This window comes from Streptomyces ruber (assembly GCF_014648075.1).
Lineage (GTDB): Bacteria > Actinomycetota > Actinomycetes > Streptomycetales > Streptomycetaceae > Streptomyces > Streptomyces ruber.
Window position 1 is genome coordinate 1 of record NZ_BMQK01000033.1, and the last position, 25,152, is coordinate 25,152.

A 25,152-nucleotide genomic window follows, 5' to 3' on the forward strand; every position below is an offset into this window, starting at 1 on the left:
TCACCGGGCTCCAGGAGCTCGGCCAGCTCGTCGATGGTGGCCTGGGTGGGGGCACCTGCCGGGACCATCACCCACACCACGCGCGGCCCCTCCAGCCTGCCCACGAGCTCTTCGAGGCTGTGGACATCGGCGAGGTCCGGGTTGCGGTCGTATCCGACGACGGTGTGGCCTGCGCGGCGGATCCGCTCGCGCATGTTGCCGCCCATCTTGCCGAGGCCGACGAGACCGAGCTCCATCAGTTGTTCCTTAGGTTGCGACGTGGCATGAGGGCACTTCGTACCCATGTCCGAGCCTAAACCCGGACGCCTGCGCACGGCTGTGGGCACAAGCGCTCACTTGTACGCCCTCACCTGGGGATACTTCCGGCCCCGCGGCCCACGGCGGCCGGTTGTCCGCAGGCCCCGAGGACGCTGTGGACAACCGGCCGGACCGGTCAGCCGCTGAGCCGCACCGGCATGATCAGGTACTTGTACGCCTCGTCCGCCTCGGCGTCCACCGCGGGCTTACCGCTGAGCAGCGCGGGCTTCGTGGACGTCGTGAAGGACAGCTGGGCCACCGGGGAGTCGATGGCGCTCAGACCGTCCAGCAGGAAGGTCGGGTTGAAGGCGATCGAGATGTCGTCGCCCTCCAGCTGCGCCTCGACCCTTTCCACAGCCTGTGCGTCGTCGCTGGAACCGGCCTCCAGGGTCAGCACGCCCTGCTCGAAGCTGAGCCGCACCGGGGTGTTCCGCTCGGCGACGAGGGCCACACGCTTGACGGCCTCCACGAAGGGGGCGGTCTCGATCACGGCGACCGAGTTGAACTCCGTCGGGAACAGCGTGCGGTACTTCGGGAGGTCGCCCTCCAGCAGACGGGTCGTCGTCCGGCGGCCCGCACCCTCGAAGCCGATCAGGCCCTCGCCCGCGCCCGAGCCGGACAGCGCCAGGGTGACGCTGTCACCGCTGGTCAGCGCCTTGGCGGTGTCCAGGAGCGTCTTGGCGGGCACCAGGGCGACCGCGGACGCCTCCGGGTTCTCCGGCTTCCACAGGAACTCGCGGACCGCGAAGCGGTAGCGGTCGGTGGACGCCAGCGTGACCGTGTCGCCCTCGATCTCGATGCGCACACCGGTGAGCACCGGCAGGGTGTCGTCGCGTCCCGCGGCGATGGCCACCTGGGCGGCGGCGGCCGCGAAGACCTCGCCCGGGACGGTGCCCGTCGCGTTCGGCATCTGCGGGAGCGCCGGGTACTCCTCCACCGGGAGGGTGTGGAGGGTGAACCGGGAGGAGCCGCAGACCACGGTGGCCCGCACACCGTCTGTGGAGATCTCCACCGGACGGTTGGGCAGGGCGCGGCAGATGTCCGCGAGCAGACGGCCGGAGACGAGGACCGTGCCCTCCTCCTCGACCTCGGTCTCCACCGACACGCGCGCGGACACCTCGTAGTCGAAGCTCGACAGGCTCAGCTGGCCGTCCTCCGCCTTCAGCAGGAGGCCGGCGAGGACCGGCGCCGGCGGACGGGCCGGGAGGCTGCGTGCCGCCCAGGCCACTGCCTCCGCGAGTACGTCGCGTTCCACCCGGATCTTCACCGTAAGCCGCCTCCTGCTGTTGCCGGCGCTTCTCGCCCTGCTCGGTCTCGTCGTCTGACTCGGTGTCGCCGGTCCCTGTGAGGGGAAGGACACCGGGGACCAGTCTGACGCACCGCACTGACAGTAGGAGCCTTCCGGGTCAAGTCGTGACCAGGGGCAGCGAGGCGTCGGCGAGCGAGTTGTGCACAGGACCCCCTTCGAAACGGATTCCCTGCTCTCTATGGTCGGGAGTAGTAGTAGGGCCTGTGGATACCGTGGATAACCGCGTTTTCGCAGGTCAAGGCTGGGATTTTGTCCACCGGGCCTGTGGGCGCGAGCGGTGGAAAACCCGGGGTCCCTGTGGAGAAAGAAAAGTTCTGCACACTCCATGCACAGCCTCGGGGCACTTCTCCCCAACGGCGTCCCCAGGTTTACCCGTCTTTCCCACAGCCCAACCCGGCACCTTGATGTGATGCCTTTCACTCGACGCGGTGACGAGCCGAGTCGGGTTGCCGAACAGTGGACAGCCATGTGGAGAAGCGGGCGATCGCTGGGGACAACGGGCCTCAGCCTGTGGGCAGCCGGTGGACAACCTCGTGCACAGCCTGTGGGCGGCTTCGTCGTCCACAGGCTGTGGATATCCTTCGTCCACCGATCCACAGGCAACTGACCTGGCCTGATGATCTCTCAACAGCGGTGCCTGTGGACACGTTCTGCATAACTTCGCAGTCCCCAGGGTGTGGACGCGAGAAAGTCCCCGAATCTGTGGAGAGTTGCCGTAACCCCGCAGGTAATCGAACAGCGCACGCCGTCGTGAGGCAGGGAGGAAGCCGGGAGGCCGAGGCGGAACGGCCCGGCCGCGGGGCCCCCGACGCCTCGCGGCAGCGGTCCACAGGGTGTGCGGAGACGGCAGCGGCGACCACGCGGCGCCTCCTGGGCGGGCGTACGGGGACGACGAGGGCGCCCGCGGCAGCAGACCTGCCGGAGGCGCCCTCGATGGCGTACGAGGCCCGCGTCAGCCGTTCTTGATGCGGTTCGTGAGCTCGGTGACCTGGTTGTAGATGGAACGGCGCTCGGCCATCAGCGCGCGGATCTTGCGGTCGGCGTGCATCACCGTGGTGTGGTCCCGGTTGCCGAACTGGGCGCCGATCTTGGGCAGGGACAGATCGGTGAGCTCACGGCACAGGTACATGGCGATCTGCCGGGCCGTCACCAGGGCGCGCCCGCGCGAGGTGCCGCACAGGTCCTCCACCGTCAGACCGAAGTAGTCGGCGGTCGCGGCCATGATGGCGCTCGCCGTGATCTCGGGCGCCGCGTTCTCGCCGCCCGGGATCAGGTCCTTGAGGACGATCTCGGTGAGGCCCAGGTCCACGGGCTGCCGGTTGAGCGACGCGAACGCCGTCACCCGGATCAGCGCGCCCTCCAGCTCACGGATGTTGCGGGAGATACGGGAGGCGATGAACTCCAGGACCTCCGGCGGGGCGTTGAGCTGCTCCTGCACCGCCTTCTTGCGGAGGATCGCGATGCGCGTCTCCAGTTCGGGCGGCTGGACGTCCGTGATCAGGCCCCACTCGAAACGGTTGCGCAGCCGGTCCTCCAGCGTGACCAGCTGCTTGGGCGGCCGGTCGCTGGAGAGCACGATCTGCTTGTTCGCGTTGTGGAGCGTGTTGAACGTGTGGAAGAACTCCTCCTGCGTCGACTCCTTGTCCGCGAGGAACTGGATGTCGTCGACGAGCAGGATGTCCATCTCCCGGTACCGCTTGCGGAAGCTGTCGCCCTTGCCGTCGCGGATGGAGTTGATGAACTCGTTGGTGAACTCCTCCGAGCTCACGTAGCGCACGCGCGTGCCCGGGTACAGACTGCGCGCGTAGTGCCCGATCGCGTGCAGCAGGTGGGTCTTGCCGAGCCCCGACTCCCCGTAGATGAACAGGGGGTTGTACGCCTTCGCCGGCGCCTCGGCCACGGCCACGGCGGCCGCGTGCGCGAAGCGGTTGGACGCACCGATGACGAACGTGTCGAAGAGGTACTTCGGGTTGAGGCGGGCCGTGGGCTCGCCCGGCCCCGTGGCCGGCGCGGGCTGCGCGGCCAGCGGACCGGGGGCGCCGCTGGAGGCACTGGAGCCGACGGGGCCGCCACGGTGCACATGGCCGGAGCCCGGGGGCGGGTCGGGCAGCTCACGGCGGTCGGGGCGCTGCTCGTAGTCGTTGCGCTGGTCGTAGTCGCCGCGGCCCTGCTCGTACTCGGCGCGCGCGGAGTCGTAGTCCGGTCGCTGCTGCTCGTACGGCGGGCGGTCCATCGGCTGCGGGCGGTGGTAGTCCTGCGGCCTGGACGCGTACAGATCCCGCTCGGCGAAGCCGAGCCGCTGCTGCTGCCAGCCGTAGTCGTCCTGCGCCGGCCGCGGCCAGGCGCCGGGCTCGGGGCGCTGGTAGTCACCGGGGTACGCGGGGCGGGCGGTCGGCAACTGGTCGCCGGGTCCGCCGGAGAGCTGCTCGGGGCGGCCGGGCGCGCGGTCGTCGGCGCGGTGGCGGCCGTAGCCGTCGTACGCCTGCCGTCCCTGGCCGTCGTACGCGTCGTGATGCGGGCCCGGCGCGGGGAGCTCGGGCTCCTCGTAGCGCGACGGGGCAGGGACCGGCGGGGAGGCGGGTTCACCCATCGAACTGTCGACGGTGATCGCGATCCGGATCGGCCGGCCGCACTCCCGGGTCAGGCTCTCGCTGACGGCAGGAGCGAGACGACCCTCCAGCACGCCCTTGGCGAACTCGTTCGGCACGGCCAGCAGCGCCGTGTCCGCGACCAGCGCGAGCGGCTGGCAGCGTCTGATCCAGTGCTCGTCCTTCGCCTCGACGCCCTGACCGCGACCCTCACCGAGCAGGTGCTCCAGTACGCGTGGCCACACTGCGGCAAGATCGGCAGGTACGTCAGCCACAGGGCACGCTCTCTCACGGTGTCCCACGAACGTGTGGTTCCGGGACGGGTCGGGGTGTCGGTCGGGTCGGCGGATCGGGAACGAAGCAGCCGGTGCAGAAAGAAGGGAACGAATCGGAGTCCAGCCACGGTAGTCAGGGCGGCCGGTGCGGTTCAAGTTGTTGTCCCCAGCCTGTGGACAGTGTCTCCCGGCAGCCCCTGGTTTGACCGGATGGCGCAGTCGCGCGTACCGTAACCAGGTCGAGTTGTCGATGGCTGCTGCCGCCTGCCTCCGATGGGCATAGATCACGCACCAGTGCTCCGGCCGGAGCACGCAAGTGATCGGGAAGCGGTGCACTCGGGCGTAATGCGAGCTACTCGTGGGCGCACGGTGACAGCCAGACGACACCCCGCCACCCATCGAATCATTACTGGAGCCCCCGAGTGAGCAAGCGCACCTTCCAGCCGAACAACCGTCGTCGCGCGAAGACCCACGGCTTCCGGCTGCGGATGCGCACCCGTGCCGGCCGCGCGATTCTCGCGTCCCGCCGCAGCAAGGGTCGCGCCCGCCTGTCCGCCTGATCGCGTACAGGTCATGACGTGCTGCCCACCGAGAACCGGCTGAGGCGGCGCGAGGACTTCGCGACCGCGGTACGTCGAGGCCGTCGAGCCGGACGCCCGCTCCTCGTTGTCCACCTTCGCAGCGGTGTCACGGACCCGCACGCGCCCGGGGAGAGCGCTTCCCCGGCGCGTGCGGGTTTCGTCGTGAGCAAGGCTGTGGGAGGAGCGGTCGTGCGCAACAAGGTGAAGCGCAGGTTCCGCCATCTGATGCGTGAGCGTATGGTCCTGCTTCCCCCCGGTAGCCTGGTAGTCGTACGAGCGCTGCCCAATGCGGGCGACGCCGACCATGCACAGCTGGCCCGAGACCTGGATGCCGCCCTGCAGCGGCTGCTGGGAGGGGGTGCGCGATGAAGTACCCGCTGCTGGCGCTGATCAAGCTGTACCAGTGGACCATCAGCCCACTCCTCGGGCCGGTGTGCAAGTACTACCCGTCGTGCTCTCACTACGGCTTCCAGGCCATAGACCGGCACGGTGCGGTCAAAGGAACGGCCCTGACCGCCTGGCGCATCCTCCGCTGCAATCCGTGGTCGCTGGGCGGCGTGGACCATGTCCCGCCGCGCAAGCGTCCGCGGTGGCACGAATATCTGCGCAGCGCGTGGCGCGCACACAAGGGCGGGCCCTCCGCCGCCGAACCGGCCACCGAGGGGCACGGGGCGACCGACCGCTCCTCGAGCCCGGCCGCAGAGACCCCGTCCCATGCCCAAGGAGCATGATTAGTGGACACGATTGCCAGCTTCTTCAGCTTCATCACCACACCCGTCTCGTGGATCATCGTTCAGTTCCACAGCCTGTACGGTGCGATCTTCGGTCCCGATACGGGATGGGCCTGGGGTCTGTCCATCGTGTCCCTGGTGATCCTGATCCGTATCTGCCTGATCCCGCTCTTCGTGAAGCAGATCAAGGCGACCCGGGCGATGCAGACGCTCCAGCCCGAGATGAAGAAGATCCAGGAGCGCTACAAGAACGACAAGCAGCGTCAGTCCGAAGAGATGATGAAGCTGTACAAGGAGACGGGCACCAACCCGCTCTCCTCGTGCCTTCCCATCCTGGCGCAGTCGCCGTTCTTCTTCGCCCTGTACCACGTGCTCAACAGCATCGCGTCGAACGACACCATCGGTGTGATCAACGAGCGGCTGTTGGAGAGCGCGCAGAAGGCGCACATCTTCGGCGCTCCGCTCGCGGCGAAGTTCATGGACAGCTCGGACAAGGTCGAGGCGCTGAACGCCTCGCTGACCGATGTCCGCATCGTCACCGCGCTGATGATCGTCCTGATGTCGTTCTCGCAGTTCTACACGCAGCGCCAGCTGATGACGAAGAACGTCGACACCACGGTGAAGACGCCGTTCATGCAGCAGCAGAAGATGCTGATGTACGTCTTCCCGATCATCTTCGCCGTCTTCGGCATCAACTTCCCGGTCGGTGTCCTCGTCTACTGGCTGACCACCAACGTGTGGACGATGGGCCAGCAGATGTACGTCATCCACAACAACCCGACCCCGGGTTCCAAGGCTCAGGCCTCCTACCTGGAGCGCCTGCAGAAGCACGTCGTGCACCACGGCAAGACCCGTAACCGTCGCGAGCGCGCCATCGTCAAGGCCATCGTCGCCAAGGGGCGCGACCGCAACGAGTTCGAGCGCAAGTTCATCAACGGCCTGAGCAAGGCGAACCTGGCCGCCCAGGCCGACGGCACCGTGACGAAGAGTGAGGCCTCGGCCGTCGCCACCGCCGAAGACGGTACGCCGGTCACGGTCACGCCCAAGCGCCAGCAGCCCAAGCGGCAGTCCAAGTCCCAGCGCCAGACCGGAGGAGCCAAGCCCGCCGGTGGCGCCGTTCCGCAGGACAACTCCCTGTCGCTCAGCAAGTCCGACGACGAGCCGCAGGACGCCAAGCCGGCCGGCGCCGCCAAGAAGGCCACGCCCAAGCCCGGATCCGGTGGCAGGAGCAAGGCCCAGTCGGGCCAGCGCAAGGGCCAGCAGCGCCCCAAGTCCCCGTCCAAGAAGTAAGAAGGAGTCCATCCCGTGACGGAAGGCACCACCTCCGCCGCCTCCGAGGGTGGCGACACCCTCACCCGCCTGGAGCAGGAGGGGGAGATCGCGGCGGACTACCTCGAGGGTCTGCTGGACATCGCCGATCTCGACGGCGACATCGACATGGACGTCGAAGCCGACCGTGCGTCCGTCTCGATCATCAGTGACACGGACAGCCGCGATCTGCAGAAGCTGGTCGGCCGGGACGGCGAGGTGCTCGAGGCGCTGCAGGAGCTCACGCGCCTGGCCGTCCACCGGGAGACCGGGGACCGCAGCCGCCTGATGCTGGATATCGCCGGCTACCGTGCCAAGAAGCGCACGGAACTGTCGGAGCTGGGTGCCAAGGCCGCGGCCGAGGCGAAAAGCTCGGGCGAGCCCGTGAAGATGAAGCCGATGACGCCCTTCGAGCGCAAGGTCGTGCACGACGCGGTCAAGGCCGCCGGTCTGCGCAGCGAGTCCGAGGGCGAGGAGCCGCAGCGCTTCGTCGTCGTGCTGCCCGCCTGAGCGGTGCTGCGCGCCTGAATCGGTATGTGTGTTTCCCGGCCCCGTCTGTTGTGCAGGCGGGGCCGAATTTTGTCAGCCTGATAGTCCCTGCCGGCTGCCGGAGGCCTGGTAGCCGGATGTCCCTGTTAACCCTGATGATCAGCGCCCAGCGCGCTTGTGCGGTACGGAAGGACGGTTCCCGTGACGGAGGCAGCGGAGCTCCCCCCGGCTCCCGAACAGGCCCGGGCGGTATTCGGCGATCGCTACGCGGACGTGGTCCGGTATGCGGAACTGCTGGCCGAGGCAGGGGTGCAGCGGGGGCTGATCGGCCCTCGTGAGGTGCCCCGGCTGTGGGAACGGCACCTGCTGAACTGCGCGGTGCTGTCCGAGGTCGTGCCGGAGGGAGTGACCGTCTGTGATGTCGGCTCCGGTGCCGGGCTGCCCGGTATTCCGCTGGCCCTGGTCCGGGACGATCTGAAGATCACCCTGCTGGAGCCCCTGCTGCGGCGCACGAACTTCCTGACCGAGGTCGTCGAGCTCCTCGGCCTCGACCATGTCACCGTCGTCCGCGGGCGCGCGGAGGAGGTCATGGGGAAGCTGCCGGCCGTCCATGTGGTCACGGCGCGTGCTGTAGCGCCGCTGGACCGTCTCGCCACCTGGGGTATCCCGCTCCTGCGGCCCTACGGTGAGATGCTCGCGCTGAAGGGCGACACCGCCGAGGAGGAATTGAAGAGCGCGGCGACGGCCCTGACCAAGCTCGGTGCCGTCGAGACCTCCGTCCTGCACGTCGGTGAGGGGGTCGTGGAACCCATGTCCACCGTGGTGCGGGTCGAGGTGGGGGAAAGCCCCGGTGGCGTGCGCTTCGCGGCCAAGCGCGCCAAGGCGGCCCGGACGGGACGAGCGCGACGGCGTCGTTGATCAGCGCTAGGAGTTGCGACGGCGCTGATCCGTCCTGACGACGAGACGTACTCCACACAAGCTGCCGGGCCTGCGCGGGTCGGAGTGTCGCGACGGCCCGGTTGCCACTGCTGTGCATCGTGTTTCACGTGAAACGTCGCTCACTGCTGCACGGCATCATCAGCCGTGGCCGCGCCGCGGCCCAGCCCCGTGACCGTAAGCCTCCCGAATCCAAGCCCTTCAGCGCCAAGCCTTCTCGGTCCGCGGAACTTCCTCAGGCGTCCTCCACCGGCGATGAATCCCAGCCATCCGTGGAGGTCACGGAGTTGTCCACAGAGGTGGATTTCTCCACAGAACACCAGGCCTCACTGGTTCGCGACCCCGAAGACATGGGAGGCTCTGTTCATTGCGAGCCTGAAGTCGAGGAGAGTGAATCCTTGCGGTCCGACGCCAACATCGCGGGACCGATGACCGATCCGGTCCCCGGCCCCCGTACCGAGTCGATGGGGGAGGATGTTTCACGTGAAACACCACCTCCGATGGACGACACTCCCATCGGGCGTGCTGCCCAGCTGGCGGTCGAGGCTCTAGGCCGCGCCGGCGAAGGTTTGCCACGGCCGGAGCAGACGCGTGTCATTGTGGTGGCCAATCAGAAGGGCGGGGTGGGGAAGACCACGACGACGGTCAACCTCGCTGCTTCGCTCGCTCTCCACGGCGGACGCGTTCTGGTGATTGACCTCGACCCACAGGGCAATGCGTCCACGGCACTGGGTATCGACCACCACGCAGAGGTGCCTTCGATCTATGACGTGCTGATCGACAGCAAGCCGCTCTCCGAAGTCGTCCAGCCCGTGCAGGACGTCGAGGGCCTCTTCTGCGCCCCCGCCACCATCGATCTCGCTGGTGCGGAGATCGAGCTGGTGTCTCTGGTGGCGCGTGAGAGCCGGCTTCAGCGAGCGATCAAGTCCTACGAGCAGCCGCTGGACTACATCCTCATCGACTGCCCGCCCTCGCTCGGCCTGCTGACCGTCAATGCGCTGGTCGCCGGTCAGGAGGTGCTCATCCCGATTCAGTGTGAGTACTACGCGCTGGAGGGCCTCGGCCAGCTGCTGCGCAACGTCGACCTGGTGCGCGGACACCTCAACCCTGCTCTGCATGTGTCGACCATCCTGCTCACCATGTACGACGGTCGGACGCGCCTTGCTTCTCAGGTAGCGGACGAGGTGCGCAGCCACTTCGGTGACGAGGTGCTGCGGACGAGCATTCCCCGCTCGGTGCGTATCTCCGAGGCGCCGAGCTATGGGCAGACGGTGCTGACCTACGATCCAGGATCGAGCGGTGCCCTCTCCTATTTCGAGGCGGCACGAGAGATCGCGCTCAAGGGCGTCGATGTCGCCTACGACCCGACGCACACCCATGGTGGCGCGCAGAACAATACGAGCACGGTGGAGGGGATCCAGTGAGCGATCGACGGAGGGGGCTGGGCCGAGGTCTTGGCGCGCTGATTCCAGGGGGAGACAAGGCCGTCTCGGTGGCCGGGAGCGGAGCATCGACGTCTCCTGCTGCGGTCTCGGGCCTCATGACGGAGCGTGGCGTGGTGGCTGCGAAGCTTGCCGCTCTGCCGGATGTTTCACGTGAAACAGAGGAACCGCCGTCGAGTGGTCCGGAGGAGACGTCTGCGGCTTCGCCTGTCGGGGCTTACTTCGCCGAGTTGCCTCTCGACTCCATCTCGCCGAATCCGCGGCAGCCGCGGGAGGTCTTCGACGAGGATCTGCTCACCGAGCTGGTGACCTCCATCAAGGAGGTCGGTCTGCTGCAGCCGGTGGTGGTGCGGCAGCTGGGGCCTTCCCGCTACGAGCTCATCATGGGCGAGCGGCGCTGGCGGGCATGCCGCGAGGCCGGCCTGGAGGCGATCCCAGCGATCGTCCGGGCCACGGAGGACGAGAAGCTTCTCTTGGACGCCCTCCTGGAGAATCTGCATCGCGCCCAGCTGAACCCGCTCGAGGAGGCGGCCGCGTATGACCAGCTGCTGAAGGACTTCAGCTGCACGCACGACCAGCTGGCCGACCGCATCGGGCGCTCACGGCCCCAGGTCTCTAATACCCTGCGTCTGCTCAAGTTGTCGCCAGCCGTGCAGCGACGTGTCGCCGCCGGCGTCCTCTCCGCCGGACACGCGCGAGCGCTGTTGTCCGTGGAGGATCCGGACGAGCAGGACCGGCTGGCTCTCCGCATCGTTCGCGAGGGGCTTTCGGTGCGGGCGGTCGAGGAGATCGTCACTCTCATGGGGGCACGGCCGACGAGTAACCGGCGAAGCAAAGGGCCGCGCGCCGGAACGCGTGTCTCTCCCGCGCTGAACGATCTTGCGACCCGGCTCTCGGACCGCTTCGAGACACGGGTGAAGGTCGACCTGGGCAAGGAGAAGGGCAAGATCACCGTCGAATTCGCCTCCATGGACGACCTCGAGCGCATCCTCGGCACCCTCGCCCCGGGTGAGGGAGGAGTTCTGCAGAAGAGCCTGCTGGAGGACGACTCCGACGACCAGGAGCCCTGACCTCTCGGCCTGGAGCGGGCCGTGTTCCGGCGATGCGCCGGAACACGGCCCGCTCTTTGCTTTGAGCCGGTATCGATCGAATCGCATCGTGGATACGATGCGATCGGGTATGAGGTATTCACCTGGCGGCACATCCATCGGAGAGGCGGAGGCCATGCGAACGGTAAGCCGTTCCGGGCTGGTGGCCGCGGGCCTGGGCCTGGGGGCCGTCGGAGGATTCGTCGGCAGCCTGCTCAGGGAGCGGAGTGCCCTGGCAGCCGCTCGCGCCGCGGGCGAAGGAAGCGAGGAACAGCCTTCATGGGGCGTCGGCTCGTACCGCTCACGCTGGACAACCTTGAGGACCTCCCCCAGCGCTGTCGTTCCTGCGTCTTCTGGGAACTGGACCCCGTCAGCGGTGAGGCCGCGGTAAAGGCAGGAACAGCGGCCCTGGAGAAGGAGGCGTGGATCTCCGCCGTTCTCCTGGACTGGGGATCCTGCGGCCGGGTCGTTTACGTGGATGACGTGCCGGTTGGCTTCGTGCTGTACGCGCCGCCTGCTTACGTACCGCGCTCCACGGCGTTTCCCACGAGTCCGGTCTCATCCGACGCCGTGCAGTTGATGACGGCCTTCATCCTGCCGGGATACCAGGGGCAGGGGCTCGGCAGAGTGATGGTGCAGACGGTCGCCAAGGATCTGCTGCGGCGGGGGTTCAAAGCCATCGAGGCATTCGGGGACTCCCGGTGGAAGGAACCGGCGTGTCTGCTGCCGGCCGACCATCTGACTGCGGTCGGCTTCAAGACGGTCCGTTCCCACCCCGCTCATCCTCGCTTGCGGCTGGAATTGCGTACGACGCTCTCCTGGAAGGAGGACGTCGAGCTGGCGCTGGACCGGCTGTTGGGGGCCGTGCAGAAGGAGCCGGCTCTGCGTCCCCTGTGACGGTCACCAGCGAAGCCGCCGTTGCCGCTCATACGAATGGGCCAGCCCTGCCGGGCTGGCCCATTCGTGTTTCACGTGAAACATCGCCGTATCAGAAGACGACGGCGCCGAAGACTCGGCTCACTCGGCGATGAAGTCCTCGAGGTCGCGCACGATCGCGGCCTTCGGCTTGGCACCGACGATGGTCTTGGCCACCTCGCCGCCCCGGTACACGTTCAGGGTGGGGATGGACATCACTCCGTACTTGGCCGCCGTATTCGGGTTCTCGTCGATGTTGAGCTTGACGACCTCGATCTTCTCGCCGTACTCGGCGGCGATCGCCTCGAGGGACGGCGCGATCTGGCGGCACGGACCGCACCAAGCGGCCCAGAAGTCCACCAGGACGGGCTTGTCGTTCTTGAGGACGTCCTGCTCGAAGGAGTCGTCGGTCACGTTCTTCAGGGTGCCGGCCACGGCGGGCTCCTTAACTATCGGTGGGGTGGGGGAACTAGACGGTGGTCTTCTCGGGCTCGGCGGCCTGCTCCGTGTCCGCGAGTGCGGCGAGGAAGCGCTCCGCGTCCAGGGCAGCGGAGCAGCCGGTACCCGCCGCGGTGATCGCCTGGCGGTACGTGTGGTCGACTACGTCACCCGCGCCGAAGACGCCGGTCAGGTTGGTCCGGGTCGAAGGAGAGTCGACCTTCAGGTAACCCTCCCCGTCCAGCTCAAGCTGACCCTTGAAGAGTTCGGTACGCGGGTCGTGCCCGATCGCGATGAACAGACCCGTGACCGGCAGCTCCGACGTCTCGCCCGTCTTGATGTTGCGCAGCGTCAGACCGGACAGCTTCTGGTCGCCCTTGATCTCGGCGACCTCGCTGTCCCAGACGAACTTGATCTTCGGGTCGGCGAAGGCGCGCTCCTGCATCGCCTTGGAGGCGCGCAGGGTGTCCCGACGGTGGACGATCGTGACCGACTTGGCGAACCGGGAGAGGAAGGTGGCCTCCTCCATGGCCGTGTCACCGCCGCCGATCACGGCGATGTCCTGGTCCTTGAAGAAGAAGCCGTCGCAGGTGGCGCACCACGAGACACCGCGTCCGGAGAGGGCGTCCTCGTTGGGCAGCCCGAGCTTGCGATGCTGTGAGCCGGTGGTGACGATGACCGCCTTGGCACGGTGCACGGTGCCCGCCGTGTCCGTGACGGTCTTGATCTCCTCCGTGAGGTCGACGCTCACGACGTCGTCCGGAACGAGTTCGGCACCGAACCGCTCGGCCTGGGCGCGCATGTTGTCCATGAGCTCGGGGCCCATGATGCCGTCCTGGAAGCCGGGGAAGTTCTCCACCTCGGTGGTGTTCATCAGGGCACCACCCGCGGTGACGGCACCCTCGAACACCAGTGGCTTCAGCGACGCGCGCGCGGTGTAGAGCGCCGCGGTGTAGCCGGCGGGCCCGGAGCCGATGATGATCACGTTACGGACGTCGCTCACGGCTTGATTCCTCGTCTCTGGAGACTGCTGCGTACTGCTGCCGGTGGGAGCTTTACTCACAACTCTCACCCCACCCAACGGATCCTACGGGGCGTGCATTCCCGGTGTGTCCGGGCACACGGAGGCGTGGCATCACACAGTGATGCCACGCCTCCGTGTGCCGGGGATCTCGCTGGTCAGGGCGCTGCGGACGGCGCCGCAGCAGAACGCGCGTAGGACTGCTGTGCCAGGACCTCACCGGGGATCATCCGCTGCTTGTCGATGCAGTCGGCATCGACCACGTATGCCATGACCCGGTCGGCGTGGGACGCATCGGTGAGCACGACCAGATAGGCCTGCGTGTCCTGGTAGCGCCCCTGTCGTGCTCCCAAGGCGGGCTCGCTGCGGCCGATGCCCTCACGGATGCAGTCGGGGACGTTGACCGTGCGGAAGGTGCTCGCGCCGTCGGTGGGTGATCCGGGGGTGTTCGGTTTCGCCTCCGTGCCGAGGGAGCCCACGTCACCGTTCTCGGCGAGAAGCTTCGTCACCTGGTTCTCGATGGTGTCCCCGGAAAAGGTCTTCGCGGAAGCATCCTGGCTGCGCGCCGCCTTCGGGCCCTCGACGTCCTCGTCTCCCATCGACTGCACGAAGACGGTGCCGAGTCCGAGCGTGGCCACGGTGAGAACGGTGCCCAGCACGGCCGTCCTGCGTCGGGTACGGAGCCTGCGTTCGTTGCGGCCTGGGCCGGTGGCCGCCCGGGGGTGTCCCGCGGGGCGGTCTGCCGCAGACGTTGTTTCACGTGAAACACGCGTGCCGCCGACTGTGTCGAGCTGCGAGTGGGATGCTTCGACCGGCACCGGATCCGCTGACATCAAGGCCTTCGGGAAGTCGGCCGGAGTGTTGTGAGCGGGTGCGGTCGCACTCAGCAGGGCTTCGGCTGCCAGGGCCGCGTCGATACGGCCCGCGACGTCGGCGGGCATGGGCGAGGGACCCGGCAGCCTGCCGAGCAAGCCGCGGATCTCCTCGAGCGAGTCATGGACATCGGCGCAGAGCGGGCACTCGTCCAGGTGCCGTCGCACGTCGGAGCTCCGAGAAGGCGGCAGCAGGCCTTCCACGAGGTCGGAGAGTTCCGTGACCTCCGGATGCCCGGCCGTGTCGGTCGTGGATGTCACGTCCGCCCACCTCCGCCCTTCACGGCAGCTGAATCGCTCGGTCCTGCGTCACGTGGTTCTGCAACACGTGGCCCTGCTGCGGATGGGACGGATGTCCCCTGCGTCCGGTTCCTTCTATCCGCCGACTTCTTGTCATCGTCGCTCTCACTGTCCGTCCGTAGGTGGGTGAGCAGCGGAAGCAGCCTCGCCCGGCCACGGGCGCAGCGGCTCTTCACGGTGCCGGTCGGCACGTCGAGGATGCGGGCGGCCTCCGCCACCGGGTAGCCCTGCATGTCCACCAGGACGAGCGCGGCCCGCTGGTCGGCGGGCAGGGTCCCCAGGGCTTCCAGCAGCTGACGATGCAGGTCGTTGCGCTCGGCCGGCGCGGACGCCGACTCGTGCGGCTCCAGGAGCTGCTCCAGGCGCTCGGTGTCGTCGACGGGCGAGGTCTTGCGGGACGCGGCTTTGCGCGCCCGGTCCAGGCAGGCGTTCACCGTGATGCGGTGCAGCCAGGTCGTGACGGCCGACTGTCCACGGAAGGTGTGGGCGGCCCGGTAGGCGGAGACGAGTGCGTCCTGCACCGCGTCAGCCGCCTCCTCGCGGTCCCCGAGCGTCCGCAGCGCCACCGCCCAGAGCCGGTCGCGGTGCCGCCGTACGAGCTCGCCGAACGCGTCGGGGTCGCCCTCGACGTGGCGGGCTAGGAGGTCCGGATCGCTTGTATCGCCGTACGCGGCGCCCTCTGCCATCGGACCCCCTCCCCCGGGCTGAGCCTCAGCCTTCGAACGTCACGTCGGTGACGGCCTGCTTGTAGCCTGCTCCGCTGTAGCCGTCTTGTGGTGCCTGGGGCACATGAGTGATCCACAGCAGCACATACCGCGTCTTGACGGGCTCCTCGGCCTTCACGGAGGCTGTGGTGCCGTTCGTGCTGACCGACCCGATCTCCTTCATGTCGCTGACCGGCGTGGAGGGAGAGAGTCGGTCCGTGGCGTACAGATGGATGGTCGTGCGGTCACCGGAGTACCGGAGCCCTATCGACGCGGCCGAGACGTCCTGGGACGAACCGAGGTCGTAGACGATGCCGACGCCTGCCTTGTACGGCGCGAGCCGAGGGCCGTCGGTGTAGCGCTTGGTACGCCAGTACGTGGAGGTGTCCCTGTCGTAGGTGTTGGCCACGTCCTCGGCCGCCTGCGCGGAGCCCTCGGCTACGTACTCCCTGGCGTCCCGGATCGTTATGGGCTTGGCCGGCTCGGCCCCGCTGCCGACCCCGTCCTGCCCGTCGGCCACCTGGGTCTGCTTGGGATCGTCGGCCTGGCTGCCCTGCTCCATGAGGGCGTCCGCGAGCTGCCAGCTGCCCAGACCCAGTGCGGCGATGAGCAGCGCCGACACCGCCCACTTGAGAGCCTTGCCGGTGCGGCTCTGCAGCGGGGGCGGCGGGGTGACGACAGGCTGGGTGACGCCGGGGTGCGGCGCCGGACGGCCATACGTCCCCTGCTGGTAGCTCGTGCGCTGGTACTCGGGCGGTGCGGCGAACGCGGGCTCCGGCGGGCGGATGCGCGGCATCTCACCGATCGCCTTGACCAGCTCCTCCGGCGTGGTGCACGGCGACTCGTGGCGGGAAGCGGTGGCGCCGTCGTTGGCGAGCGCCCGCATGGCGAGCTCCGACAGCCCGCGGTGGACACCGGCACGTACCTGGTCGGGAGCGATGAGCCCGACGTCCTTCGGCAGCCCGGAGAGCCCGAACGCGTCCTCCTCGTACGGCCAGCGCTGGGTGAGCGAGGCGTACAGGAGGGCACCGATCGCCTCGGTGTCGGTGCGCTGCGGAGTGTCGGAGGTGATGCCACGCAGGGCGGCGTTCACGGCGAGACCGCGGATGCGCCACTGGCCGGAGGTGGAGCGGAGCACGGCGCTGGGGTTGAGGCGCAGATGGGCCAGGCCCTCGCGGTGCGCGGCGGCCATGGCCTGGGAGACCTGGGTGACCATCTGATAGGCGTCGTGCGGCTCCACCGGGCCGGACGCGAGCAGCGTCGTCAGCTCCGTGGCGTCGGGGAGCCACTCGTGCACCACGTAGACGAGGTCGTTCTCGTCGACCGCGTCCAGTACCTGGACGAAACGGGGATCACCCAGCAGGGCGGCGGATCGCGCGGACGCCAGCACGGAGCGGGCCCGCGCGTGGTCGGCGGGCAGCACATGCACGCCGACCGCACGGCGGAGCTTCTCGTCCACCGCACGCCAGCTGCTGAAACCGTCCAGACGGGTGACGCACTCCTCGAGGCGGTAGCGTCTGGCCAGCTTGTGACCACTGTGCAGTTCGGGCGGCGTGGTCCTGCCGGGGCCCTGTGTCCTGCCGCTCCCCTGGCCCTCGCCGCGTGCCGCGTTCTCCGTGTCCCGCTCCCGGTTCCGGGCCTCCCCGTCGGCCGTGGACTGGTCCGCCTTGGCGGTCAGCGGCTGGTCACCGCTGTTGTCTGCCACGTCGACGGCAGCCGTGCTCCGTTCCGCCACCGTCGTCCCTGCCTCCCCATCCGTTGCCGCGCTGTCCGACGCCAAAGCCAATTGTGCCCACAGTCCGCCGCTATGAGCGACACACGACGGCGGACGAAGGTTGTGCGCTTACCCCCGCATCAACGCCCCAACCGCCCGCGGACCATGCCGACCATCGAGTTGAGCTCTTCGATACGCATCCGCCGGGCCGCGACGTAGAAGACGCCGAGCAGCACGATTCCGCCGCCTGCGAGGGCGAGCACCGATCCGCCGACGCCCTGCCCGAGGCTCTGGCTGATCCCGTAGCAGGCCGCACCGCTGAGCAGCGCTGCGGGCAGCGAGGCGATGCAGAGCCGCGCGTACGTCCGCAGCACCCTGGCTCCGTCCAGGTCGCCGCCGAGCCGCTTGCGCAACCGCCGCCAGGCGACACCGACACCGATGACGTAGGCCAGACCGTAGCTGCCGGCCATGCCGACCACGGCCCAGCGGGCCGGGAGGACGAAGAAGCAGACCGCCGAGGCCCCGGCGTTGACGACCGCCACGATGACCGTGTTGTAGAAGGGGGTCCGGGTGTCCTCGTACGCGTAGAAGGCGCGCAGGACGACGTACTGCACGGAGTACGGAATCAGGCCCAGGCCGAAGGCCATCAGCATGTAGCCCATGTTCGTGGCGGAGCTGATGCCGGAGGAGCCGAAGATGAGCGTGCACATCGGGATGCCGAGCGCGACGAAGCCGAAGGCGATGGGCACGATGGCGACGGCCGTCGTGCGCAGCCCCTGGGAGATGTCGTCGCGGACGGCGCCCCCGTCGTCCTCGGCTGCCGAGCGCGAGATCCGCGGCAGCAGGGCGGCCATCAGGGAGACGGTGATGATGGCCTGCGGCAGGCCCCAGATCAGCTGGGCGTTGGCGTAGGCGGCGAAGCCGGTGCCGTCGACGGGGGAGTCCTTGCCCGCGGCGGTGGACAGCTGGATGACCACCATCGCGCCCGCCTGGTTGGCGAGGACGAAGAGGATGGTCCACTTTGCGAGCATCGCGGCCTTGCCCAGGCCGTGCCCCTTCCAGTCGAACCGCGGCCGCATCCGGAAGCCGGTCTCCCGCAGGTAAGGGATCATCGCGAGCGCCTGGACGACCAGGCCGAGGAGGATGCCGACGCCGAGCAGCCGCTCGCCCTCCGGCGGGATGTTCTCCACCGTCATCCCGGAGTCCGCGGCGGTGCCGTAGACCCACAGGAACATACCGAGGGTCACGATGATGACGATGTTGTTGAGGACCGGGGTCCACATCATCGCGCCGAACCTGCCGCGGGCGTTCAGGATCTGCCCCATCACCACGTGGATGCCCATGAAGAAGATGGAGGGCAGGAAGTAGCGGGTGAAGGTGACGGCGGCCTCACTGGCTGCCGGGTTGCTGGCGACCGGAGCAGACAGCGCGGGGACGAGAAGCGGCGCCGCGAAGATAGCCAGTGCGGTCAGCAGACCGAGGATCACCATGACGAGGGTCAGAAGACGGTTGGCGTAGGCCTCGCCGCCGTCCTCGTCGTCCTTCATCGAGCGCACGAGCTGCGGCACGAAGACGGAGTTGAGACCGCCGCCCACGGTGAGGATGTAGATCATCGTGGGCAGCTGGTACGCGACCTGGAAGGAGTCGCCCAGCAGGCCGAGTCCGAGCGCCGACACGATCATCGCGGAGCGGATGAAACCGGTGAGGCGGGACACCATGGTGCCCGCGGCCATCACCGCGCTGGACTTCAGCAGACCGGAGGCACGGCCGCCCTTCCGGGGCGCGGGCGAAGCCGCGGGCGCCGGTGCGGGCTCGGGCGTCGCGGGCGTCGGCTCCGAGGCGGGGCCCTGCGCGGTCGGAGCGTAGGCCGGGCCGGGGACGGAGGGCTGCTCCATGGCCTGGTACCCGCTCTGCTGCTGGTCGCGGTACAGATGGGCGAACGCGTCCCGCTCGTGACGCTGCTCACCGGCGCCCGTGACCAGATCGTCCACGCCCACGAACTGCGTGGTGCGGGCATCGTCGCCGTACGGCAGATGGCGTGACGGCCCCGCCGGCTCCGGAGGCGGCGTCTGGGCCCAGACACGCGGGTCCGGAGCGTACGGGGAGGACGGCGGCTGGGCGTAGAGCGGCTGCTGGGGCTGGTACGGACCGGGAGCAGGCGGGGGGTGGGCGGCCCGGTCGTAGAGGGCCTCGGTGACCGGGTCCTGGACGGAGAGGTCCTGCGCGGCCCGGTAGGGGTCCTGGGCATAGGCGTCCTGGAAGTACATGTCCGTGGGGGCCTGCTGCGGCACCTGGCCCGGCTCGGGCCGCGCGTCCCCGGGGTGGCCCGGGCCGGCCGCGCCTTGGCCGTGGTCACCGTCGTACGGCGCGTTCATGGTCTACCCCACCTCATCGTCCCCTGGCCCACCGGCCATGACATCGCTCAACGGTCCACTCTCTCACCCGTGCCGGACCGGTCGGCGTTTTCCGGTGCGGTGTCCGGAGTCGGGTCACTCGGGTGCTCGGGCTCCTGTGCCCTGTCCCGCACGGAGGGCTCCTCCGCGGAACCGGAGGCCGCGGCAGATCCGGCGTCGGCCGCGTCCTCGGTGGCCGTCTCCACCTCGGCCTCCCGGGCCGCCGCGCGCTTGCGCTGCGTGTACATGCGGAATCCGGCGAGGACGAGCAGCAGTACACCACCGGCGATGACCAGCATCACAGTGGGCGTGATCTCGGTGACGTTCACGTCGAACGTGACGGAGGGGCCGTACCTCTCCCCGTCCGCCGTGTAGAGCTGGGCGACGACCGCGACCTCACCGTTGGCGTTCGCGTTGGTGTCGAACTTGACCGACTGGCTGTGCCCGCCCGACACCTGGATGATCTGCTCGGAGTAGGCGCTGTCCCCGATCTCCAGACGCGTCGGCTGCTTCGAGGTGAGACGCAGCACCAGCTTGTCGACGCCCTGCACGAGATTGTTCTGCACCGTCACCGGGATCGTGGCGCTGCGCCCCGAGAGCTTCGTCTCCGACTTCTCGATCAGCCGCACCTGGGCGGCGAGATTGTCGAGATACGACTGCACGGCCGTGCGGTACGCCTGCGCCTCGGCGGCACGACCACGCCAGGACGCGGACATCTCCCGGTTGAAGGTCCTGCCGAACGGGGTGACCACGCGGGACTGGTTGGTGAGGACGACCTTGAAGCGGTCGAGGTCCCCCCGGGTGTCCTGAATGTCCTGGAAGGCGGACGTCGGCAGTTCCTGCTTGCGCAGGGACGAGGAGTACGACGCGGACGGGATCTTCGTGGAGGCGGCGGGATCCGGCTTGGCGTCGGCGGTGTCCGCCAGTGTCTGGGCCTGTGACCAGGTCCCGCCCTGCAGTGCCGTCAGCGCCTCGGCCATCGTCTGGGCCTGGCTCGCGGAGGGCATGCGTTGCGGTGCGATCACGATGTCGCGCTGCTTGCCCGTGTTCTGGAGGTTGATCATCAAGCTCTGGGCGAGGAAGCGCTGCACCGCGGTGGTCGAGTCGTCGGCCCTCGTCATATCGCCCTCGAAGGCCGTCGACAGTTGCGCGTCCGCGACGACCGCCGTCGTGCCGCCCCCGATGGGACGTGCCGCGTTGGGCGTGTACGTGAGGCTCGCGGGCTCCTTGAGGCTGTCGCTGCGGGCGATCACCTTGTCGGCGCCCGCGGAGGTGGCGACCTTCACGATCGATGCATCGACGGCGCCGTTCACAGGCCAGGCGAAGTCCGTGTCGGGCTCCACGTGGAGCACTGTCTGTACGGTGTCGGCGGCCACGTCGGTGGCGTCCTTGAGGTGGCTCAGGGACCCGGTGACGTTCCTGCCGTTGTGCGCCAGGGAGGCCAGATCGGGGTCCGCGAAGGGCAGGGCGACGACCTCTTCGTCCGTGACGGCTTCCTGCAGCTCGGCCAGCCACTGTTTGGCGATCGCCTGGTCCTTGCCGGCCGTGGTGGTGTCGTCCGTCTTGATCTGGTAAGCGCGTGTCATCGCGTCGACGGAGGCGAGCAGATCCGGGTCGATCACCCAGGTGACGTCGAGATTCTTGCCCAGCGCCAGCATCCGGTCCAGCCGGCCGCCCGGGGAGATCTCCTTGGCCAGGTCGTCGTCCTCGAAGACGGGCGTCTGCTGCTCACCCGGGCCCGTCTCCGCCGTCAGGTGGACGTTCGAGATGAGCGGCCAGAGGAAGGTCGTCCGGGTCTTCGTGTCCGCCGCGTCCGGCTGCCAGGGGAGGAACGTGCGCTGGATACCGAGTACCTGGTCGTAGGGAGCGGAGGACGTGCGGCCCGTGAGGGAGACGCCGAGTTGGTAGACGCCGTCGGAGCCGAGGTCGAGTTCCTTGACGGGCACCGAGATGGTGAAGGTCCGCGCGACCCCCGGCGAGAGCTGGGGGAACTCCTCGACGTACTGTCCGCCGACCTCCGCTCCGTCGACGTACTCGTTGAAGCCGGAGCGTCCGGCGGCGTCATCGATCGCCGAGCGGCCGGACAGGGCCGACCCGACGCGCAGACCCACGTGGGCATCCGTGACCGTCTGCCTGCCGTTGTTCCTGACGGTGCCGGAGACGGTGATGGTGTCGCCGTCGGTGGGTACGCTGGGGCTCAGGGAGCTCAGGGAGACATCGACCGTGTTCGACCCGATGGCCTCGGCCGGCGAGGATCTCTCCGCGGCGTGGACGTCCGGGGCGGCGGACAACTGCAGCAGACCGGCCAGTAGCGGAACCCCCGCGCACAGTGCTCCGGTGCGCCGGAGCCACCGGCGGGCAGGTGAGGAACTCATCCCCTGGATGTCTGCCGCCTCGGCCACGCGTTCGTCCGTCCCTCGTCGTCGTCAGTGGTCGTCGGAATGTGCGTCCACGCATGGTAACGATGCCCGCTGAGGGGAAGTGCCGCGGTCTGCCTCGCAAGATCGTCCGACGAGGTCGAGTGTCCCGTATGCGTACGTGATCAGGGAGACCGCCGGTGTGTGGCTTCTGTGCACAATCATGCGGGGCATCCGTGCCCACGGCGCGGAGACGTCCGCGGCTGCCGGGGGCACGTACCCTCTTCTGTTGTGCCGAACGCCAACGAAGACAGTCCCCACGCCCTCAGCCAGGTCCAGCGCCGTGCGGTGAGCGAACTGCTGCGGGTGTCCCCCGTCGCCGACGACCTCGCCCGCCGTTTCCAGGAGGCCGGGTTCTCCCTCGCCCTGGTCGGCGGCTCGGTCAGGGACGCGCTCCTCGGCCGGCTCGGCAACGACCTGGATTTCACCACGGACGCCCGCCCCGAGGACGTACTGGGCATCGTACGGCCCTGGGCGGACGCCGTATGGGAGGTCGGCATCGCCTTCGGCACGGTCGGGGCGCAGAAGCAGGGTTACCAGATCGAGATCACGACGTACCGGTCCGAGGCCTACGACCGCACCTCGCGCAAGCCGGAGGTGTCGTACGGCGAGTCCATCGAGGAGGATCTCGTACGGCGTGACTTCACGGTGAACGCGATGGCCCTGGCGCTTCCCGAGAAGAAGTTCATCGACCCTCACGGGGGGTTGGAGGACCTCGCGGCGCGCGTGCTGCGTACCCCGGGCACACCCGAGGAGTCCTTCTCCGACGATCCCCTGCGGATGATGCGGGCGGCGCGGTTCGCCGCACAGCTCGACTTCGAGGTGGCTCCGGAGGTCGTCGCGGCGATGACCGAAATGGCCGGACGTATCGAGATCGTGTCGGCCGAGCGCGTACGGGACGAGCTGAACAAGCTGATCGTGTCCGCGCACCCGCGCAAGGGTCTGACACTGCTGGTCGAGACGGGTCTCGCCGACCGCGTGCTGCCGGAACTTCCTGCGCTGCGTCTGGAGCGGGACGAGCACCACCGGCACAAGGACGTCTACGACCACACCCTGATCGTGCTGGAACAGGCGATCGCGCTGGAGCAGAACGGCCCCGACCTCACCCTCCGGCTTGCCGCGCTGCTGCACGACATCGGCAAGCCGCGGACGCGCCGTTTCGAGGCGGACGGCCGGGTCTCCTTCCACCACCACGAGGTGGTGGGCGCGAAGATGACCAAGAAGCGGATGACCGCGCTCAAGTACTCCAATGAGCTGATCAAGGACGTGTCCCGCCTGGTGGAGCTTCATCTGCGCTTCCACGGCTACGGCACCGGGGAATGGACGGACTCGGCAGTCCGTCGGTATGTGCGCGATGCGGGACCGCTGCTGGAGCGGCTCCACAAGCTGACTCGCTCCGACTGCACCACACGCAACAAGCGCAAGGCGAACGCCCTGTCGCGCGCGTACGACGGCCTGGAGGAGCGCATCGCCCAGCTCAAGGAGCAGGAGGAGCTGGACGCCATCCGCCCGGACCTCGACGGGAACCAGATCATGGAGATCCTCGGCGTGGGTCCGGGGCCGGTCATCGGCCAGGCCTACAAGTTCCTGCTGGAGATGCGTCTTGAGAACGGCCCGATGGAGCACGACGCGGCGGTGAGCGCCCTCAAGGAGTGGTGGGCCGAGCAGGGCTGAGGTCCGCGAACCGAAGGCCATCTGCGGCGGGGCCGTGTTTCACGTGAAACACGGCCCCGCTTCCGTTGCCTGCTGTCATCGGTGACGTGCGCGTTGAGGAGGCGGCGTTTCACGTGAAACATCCCCTTCTCCCGATGAGTGCACCCGTCTGTCGCGTTCCCGGCCCCGACCTGATCACGGGCGTATCAGGCGGGTCATGGTCACAGCAACCACCCCGTAGATCACGGCGACCGTCACCACGAGGACGGACGAGCGGCCATCGGGGGGCAGTACGAGGGCGGCCACGGCTGCGGCGCCGACGAATGCGATGTTGAACAGGACGTCGTAGACGGAGAAGATCCGGCCGCGGAAGCTGTCGTGGATCGAGGACTGGACGATCGTGTCCGTGGCGATCTTCGCTCCCTGGGTGACGAACCCGAGGACGAACGCGGCGATCAGCAAGGGGGTCCTGGCGAAGGTGAGGCCCAGTGCGGGCTCCAGGACGGCGGCGCAAGCGGCACACGCGACGATCCACGGTCCGGGCCCCAGCCGTCCGGCCGCCCACGGGGTCACGACGGCCGCCACGAAGAATCCCGCTCCTGAGATACCCACGGCGAGGCCCAGGAGCGCCAGCCCCTCGTCGGGATCGGACGGCCAGGCGTACCGGCAGAGCATCAGGACCATGACCGTCAGCGCGCCGTAGCAGAACCGCATCGCCGTCATCGAGGCCAGCGCCCAGGCCGCCTGCCGTCTCCCGGGCTCGGTGAGGTGGCGAACGCCTGCCGCGAGGCCGCGTGCGATGCCGGCCAGCGCCGCTCCGAGCCGTGGCTGCACCGACTGGTCGTCGGGGCCGAGCAGCGTCGGCGCCATCCGCAGCGAGACGAGGGCCGAGCACAGATAAAGGGCCGCTCCGGCAAGGACCACCGCGGCGTCGGAGTCCGACACCGTCAGCCGCACGGCGACGGCGACTCCGCCGCCCGCGGTCGCGGCGAGTGTCCCGGCGGTCGGTGACAAGGAGTTGGCCATCACCAGACGGTCGGCGTCAACCACCCGGGGCAGAGCCGCCGAAAGCCCCGCCAGTACGAAGCGGTTCACCGCGGTGACGCAGAGCGCGGATGCGTAGAAGAGCCAGTCGGGCACCTCGCTGAGCATCAGCACGGCCGTCAAGCCGGCCAGCAGGGCGCGCAGCAGATTGCCGTACAGGAAGACCTGGCGACGTCGCCAGCGGTCCAGCAGGACGCCCGCGAAGGGCCCGACGAGCGAGTACGGGAGGAGCAGTACGGCCATCGCGGAGGCGATGGCGGCCGCCGACGTCTGCTTCTCCGGCGAGAAGACGACGTACGTGGCGAGCGCGATCTGGTACACACCGTCGGCGCCCTGGGAGAGCAGCCGTACGGCGAGCAGCCGCCGGAAATTCCGGAAGCGAAGCAGGACGCGCAGGTCGCGGACGACGGACATGGGGCACAGCCTCACATACGGGGGAGGGCCCCGGGCTCAGTGCCCCGGGGCCCTCGACGGCCTCCTCAGGCGTGCTGGCGCACGGCCTGGGCCGACTAGCGCTCGGCCTCGCCCTTGATGAACTTTTCCACGTTCTCCCGGGCCTCGTCGTCGAAGTACTGGACGGGCGGGGACTTCATGAAGTAGCTCGACGCGGAGAGGACCGGGCCGCCGATGCCGCGGT

21 protein-coding genes and 1 pseudogene are annotated in these 25,152 nt (G+C 68.6%); 10 read left to right on the forward strand and 12 right to left on the reverse strand.

Features of this window, described 5'->3' with window-relative positions:
• The 3 genes from IEZ04_RS33795 to dnaA all read right to left on the reverse strand — a co-directional run.
• On the reverse strand, positions 1–236 hold a 236-nt coding region (locus IEZ04_RS33795), incomplete at its 3' end, for an NAD(P)-binding domain-containing protein (protein WP_229821484.1).
• A gap of 197 nt (positions 237–433) precedes the next feature.
• The gene (dnaN, locus tag IEZ04_RS33800; protein WP_189220825.1) at positions 434–1,564 is read right to left on the reverse strand and encodes a DNA polymerase III subunit beta; all 1,131 of its coding nucleotides are present in this window, start codon (positions 1,562–1,564) and stop codon (positions 434–436) included.
• A gap of 994 nt (positions 1,565–2,558) precedes the next feature.
• The gene (gene dnaA / locus IEZ04_RS33805) at positions 2,559–4,469 is read right to left on the reverse strand and encodes a chromosomal replication initiator protein DnaA (protein ID WP_189220826.1); all 1,911 of its coding nucleotides are present in this window, start codon (positions 4,467–4,469) and stop codon (positions 2,559–2,561) included.
• 422 nt (positions 4,470–4,891) lie between these two features.
• Between dnaA and rpmH the strand changes: the two genes are divergently transcribed.
• The 9 genes from rpmH (at position 4,892) to IEZ04_RS33850 (ending at position 11,941) form a co-directional block, all read left to right on the forward strand.
• The gene (rpmH, locus tag IEZ04_RS33810) at positions 4,892–5,029 is read left to right on the forward strand and encodes a 50S ribosomal protein L34 (protein ID WP_003956500.1); all 138 of its coding nucleotides are present in this window, start codon (positions 4,892–4,894) and stop codon (positions 5,027–5,029) included.
• 18 nt (positions 5,030–5,047) lie between these two features.
• The gene (gene rnpA, locus IEZ04_RS33815) at positions 5,048–5,419 is read left to right on the forward strand and encodes a ribonuclease P protein component (protein WP_189220827.1); all 372 of its coding nucleotides are present in this window, start codon (positions 5,048–5,050) and stop codon (positions 5,417–5,419) included.
• The gene (gene yidD, locus IEZ04_RS33820; protein ID WP_189220828.1) at positions 5,416–5,781 is read left to right on the forward strand and encodes a membrane protein insertion efficiency factor YidD; all 366 of its coding nucleotides are present in this window, start codon (positions 5,416–5,418) and stop codon (positions 5,779–5,781) included. The genes rnpA and yidD overlap by 4 nt, the downstream gene beginning before the upstream one ends.
• 3 nt (positions 5,782–5,784) lie before the next feature.
• Positions 5,785–7,071, forward strand: coding sequence for a membrane protein insertase YidC (gene yidC / locus IEZ04_RS33825; RefSeq protein WP_189220829.1), 1,287 nt, complete (start codon positions 5,785–5,787; stop codon positions 7,069–7,071).
• Positions 7,072–7,086: 15 nt separating this feature from the next.
• The gene (locus IEZ04_RS33830; RefSeq protein WP_189220830.1) at positions 7,087–7,599 is read left to right on the forward strand and encodes a Jag family protein; all 513 of its coding nucleotides are present in this window, start codon (positions 7,087–7,089) and stop codon (positions 7,597–7,599) included.
• 180 nt (positions 7,600–7,779) lie between these two features.
• Positions 7,780–8,496 (forward strand): 16S rRNA (guanine(527)-N(7))-methyltransferase RsmG, encoded by a 717-nt coding sequence (rsmG, locus tag IEZ04_RS33835; protein ID WP_189220831.1) that lies wholly within the window; start codon positions 7,780–7,782, stop codon positions 8,494–8,496.
• A gap of 368 nt (positions 8,497–8,864) precedes the next feature.
• The gene (locus IEZ04_RS33840; protein ID WP_189220843.1) at positions 8,865–9,938 is read left to right on the forward strand and encodes a ParA family protein; all 1,074 of its coding nucleotides are present in this window, start codon (positions 8,865–8,867) and stop codon (positions 9,936–9,938) included.
• Positions 9,935–11,026 carry a ParB/RepB/Spo0J family partition protein gene (locus IEZ04_RS33845; protein ID WP_189220832.1) on the forward strand — a complete coding sequence of 364 codons (1,092 nt, stop codon included), beginning with the start codon at positions 9,935–9,937 and terminating at the stop codon, positions 11,024–11,026. The genes IEZ04_RS33840 and IEZ04_RS33845 overlap by 4 nt, the downstream gene beginning before the upstream one ends.
• 297 nt (positions 11,027–11,323) lie before the next feature.
• A complete protein-coding gene (locus IEZ04_RS33850) occupies positions 11,324–11,941 on the forward strand; it encodes a GNAT family N-acetyltransferase (RefSeq protein WP_189220833.1) in 618 nt (205 codons plus the stop codon).
• A 120-nt stretch (positions 11,942–12,061) separates the two neighbouring features.
• On the opposite strand, the gene trxA is transcribed toward IEZ04_RS33850, so the two are convergent.
• The 7 genes from trxA to IEZ04_RS33885 all read right to left on the reverse strand — a co-directional run bounded on the left by trxA (position 12,062) and on the right by IEZ04_RS33885 (position 21,803).
• Entirely contained in the window at positions 12,062–12,394 is a 333-nt protein-coding gene (gene trxA, locus IEZ04_RS33855; protein WP_189220834.1) for a thioredoxin, read from the reverse strand.
• A gap of 34 nt (positions 12,395–12,428) precedes the next feature.
• The gene (trxB, locus tag IEZ04_RS33860) at positions 12,429–13,400 is read right to left on the reverse strand and encodes a thioredoxin-disulfide reductase (protein ID WP_189220835.1); all 972 of its coding nucleotides are present in this window, start codon (positions 13,398–13,400) and stop codon (positions 12,429–12,431) included.
• Between the two features lie 176 nt (positions 13,401–13,576).
• Positions 13,577–14,494 (reverse strand): anti-sigma factor family protein, encoded by a 918-nt coding sequence (locus tag IEZ04_RS33865; RefSeq protein WP_308429855.1) that lies wholly within the window; start codon positions 14,492–14,494, stop codon positions 13,577–13,579.
• A 53-nt stretch (positions 14,495–14,547) separates the two neighbouring features.
• Positions 14,548–15,276, reverse strand: coding sequence for an RNA polymerase sigma factor SigM (gene sigM, locus IEZ04_RS33870; RefSeq protein ID WP_189220837.1), 729 nt, complete (start codon positions 15,274–15,276; stop codon positions 14,548–14,550).
• A gap of 25 nt (positions 15,277–15,301) precedes the next feature.
• Positions 15,302–17,029 (reverse strand): protein kinase family protein, encoded by a 1,728-nt coding sequence (locus IEZ04_RS33875; RefSeq protein WP_189220838.1) that lies wholly within the window; start codon positions 17,027–17,029, stop codon positions 15,302–15,304.
• A gap of 119 nt (positions 17,030–17,148) precedes the next feature.
• Positions 17,149–19,383: a murein biosynthesis integral membrane protein MurJ gene (gene murJ, locus IEZ04_RS33880; RefSeq protein WP_189220839.1), complete on the reverse strand. Its 2,235-nt coding sequence runs from the start codon at positions 19,381–19,383 to the stop codon at positions 17,149–17,151.
• Positions 19,384–19,430: 47 nt separating this feature from the next.
• On the reverse strand, positions 19,431–21,803 hold the full coding sequence (locus IEZ04_RS33885; protein WP_189220840.1) for a DUF6049 family protein: 2,373 nt from the start codon (positions 21,801–21,803) through the stop codon (positions 19,431–19,433).
• A 246-nt stretch (positions 21,804–22,049) separates the two neighbouring features.
• On the opposite strand from IEZ04_RS33885, the gene IEZ04_RS33890 reads away from it, so the two are divergent.
• On the forward strand, positions 22,050–23,492 hold the full coding sequence (locus tag IEZ04_RS33890) for a CCA tRNA nucleotidyltransferase (RefSeq protein WP_189220841.1): 1,443 nt from the start codon (positions 22,050–22,052) through the stop codon (positions 23,490–23,492).
• Positions 23,493–23,666: 174 nt separating this feature from the next.
• Here IEZ04_RS33890 and IEZ04_RS33895 read toward each other — a convergent pair whose 3' ends face one another.
• Positions 23,667–24,929, reverse strand: a complete 1,263-nt coding sequence (locus tag IEZ04_RS33895) for an MFS transporter (protein ID WP_189220842.1) — start codon at positions 24,927–24,929, stop codon at positions 23,667–23,669.
• A 95-nt stretch (positions 24,930–25,024) separates the two neighbouring features.
• A pseudogene (locus tag IEZ04_RS33900) lies at positions 25,025–25,152 on the reverse strand (inositol-3-phosphate synthase); the annotation flags it as partial.

Coding starts and splice junctions, on each gene's coding strand:
- yidD (WP_189220828.1), top strand. CDS start 5,416: ATGAAGTACCCGCTGCTGGCGCTGATCAAGCTGTACCAGTGGACCATC.
- IEZ04_RS33840 (WP_189220843.1), top strand. CDS start 8,865: ATGGGAGGCTCTGTTCATTGCGAGCCTGAAGTCGAGGAGAGTGAATCC.
- IEZ04_RS33850 (WP_189220833.1), top strand. CDS start 11,324: ATGGGGCGTCGGCTCGTACCGCTCACGCTGGACAACCTTGAGGACCTC.
- sigM (WP_189220837.1), bottom strand. CDS start 15,276: ATGGCAGAGGGCGCCGCGTACGGCGATACAAGCGATCCGGACCTCCTA.
- murJ (WP_189220839.1), bottom strand. CDS start 19,383: ATGAACGCGCCGTACGACGGTGACCACGGCCAAGGCGCGGCCGGCCCG.
- IEZ04_RS33895 (WP_189220842.1), bottom strand. CDS start 24,929: ATGTCCGTCGTCCGCGACCTGCGCGTCCTGCTTCGCTTCCGGAATTTC.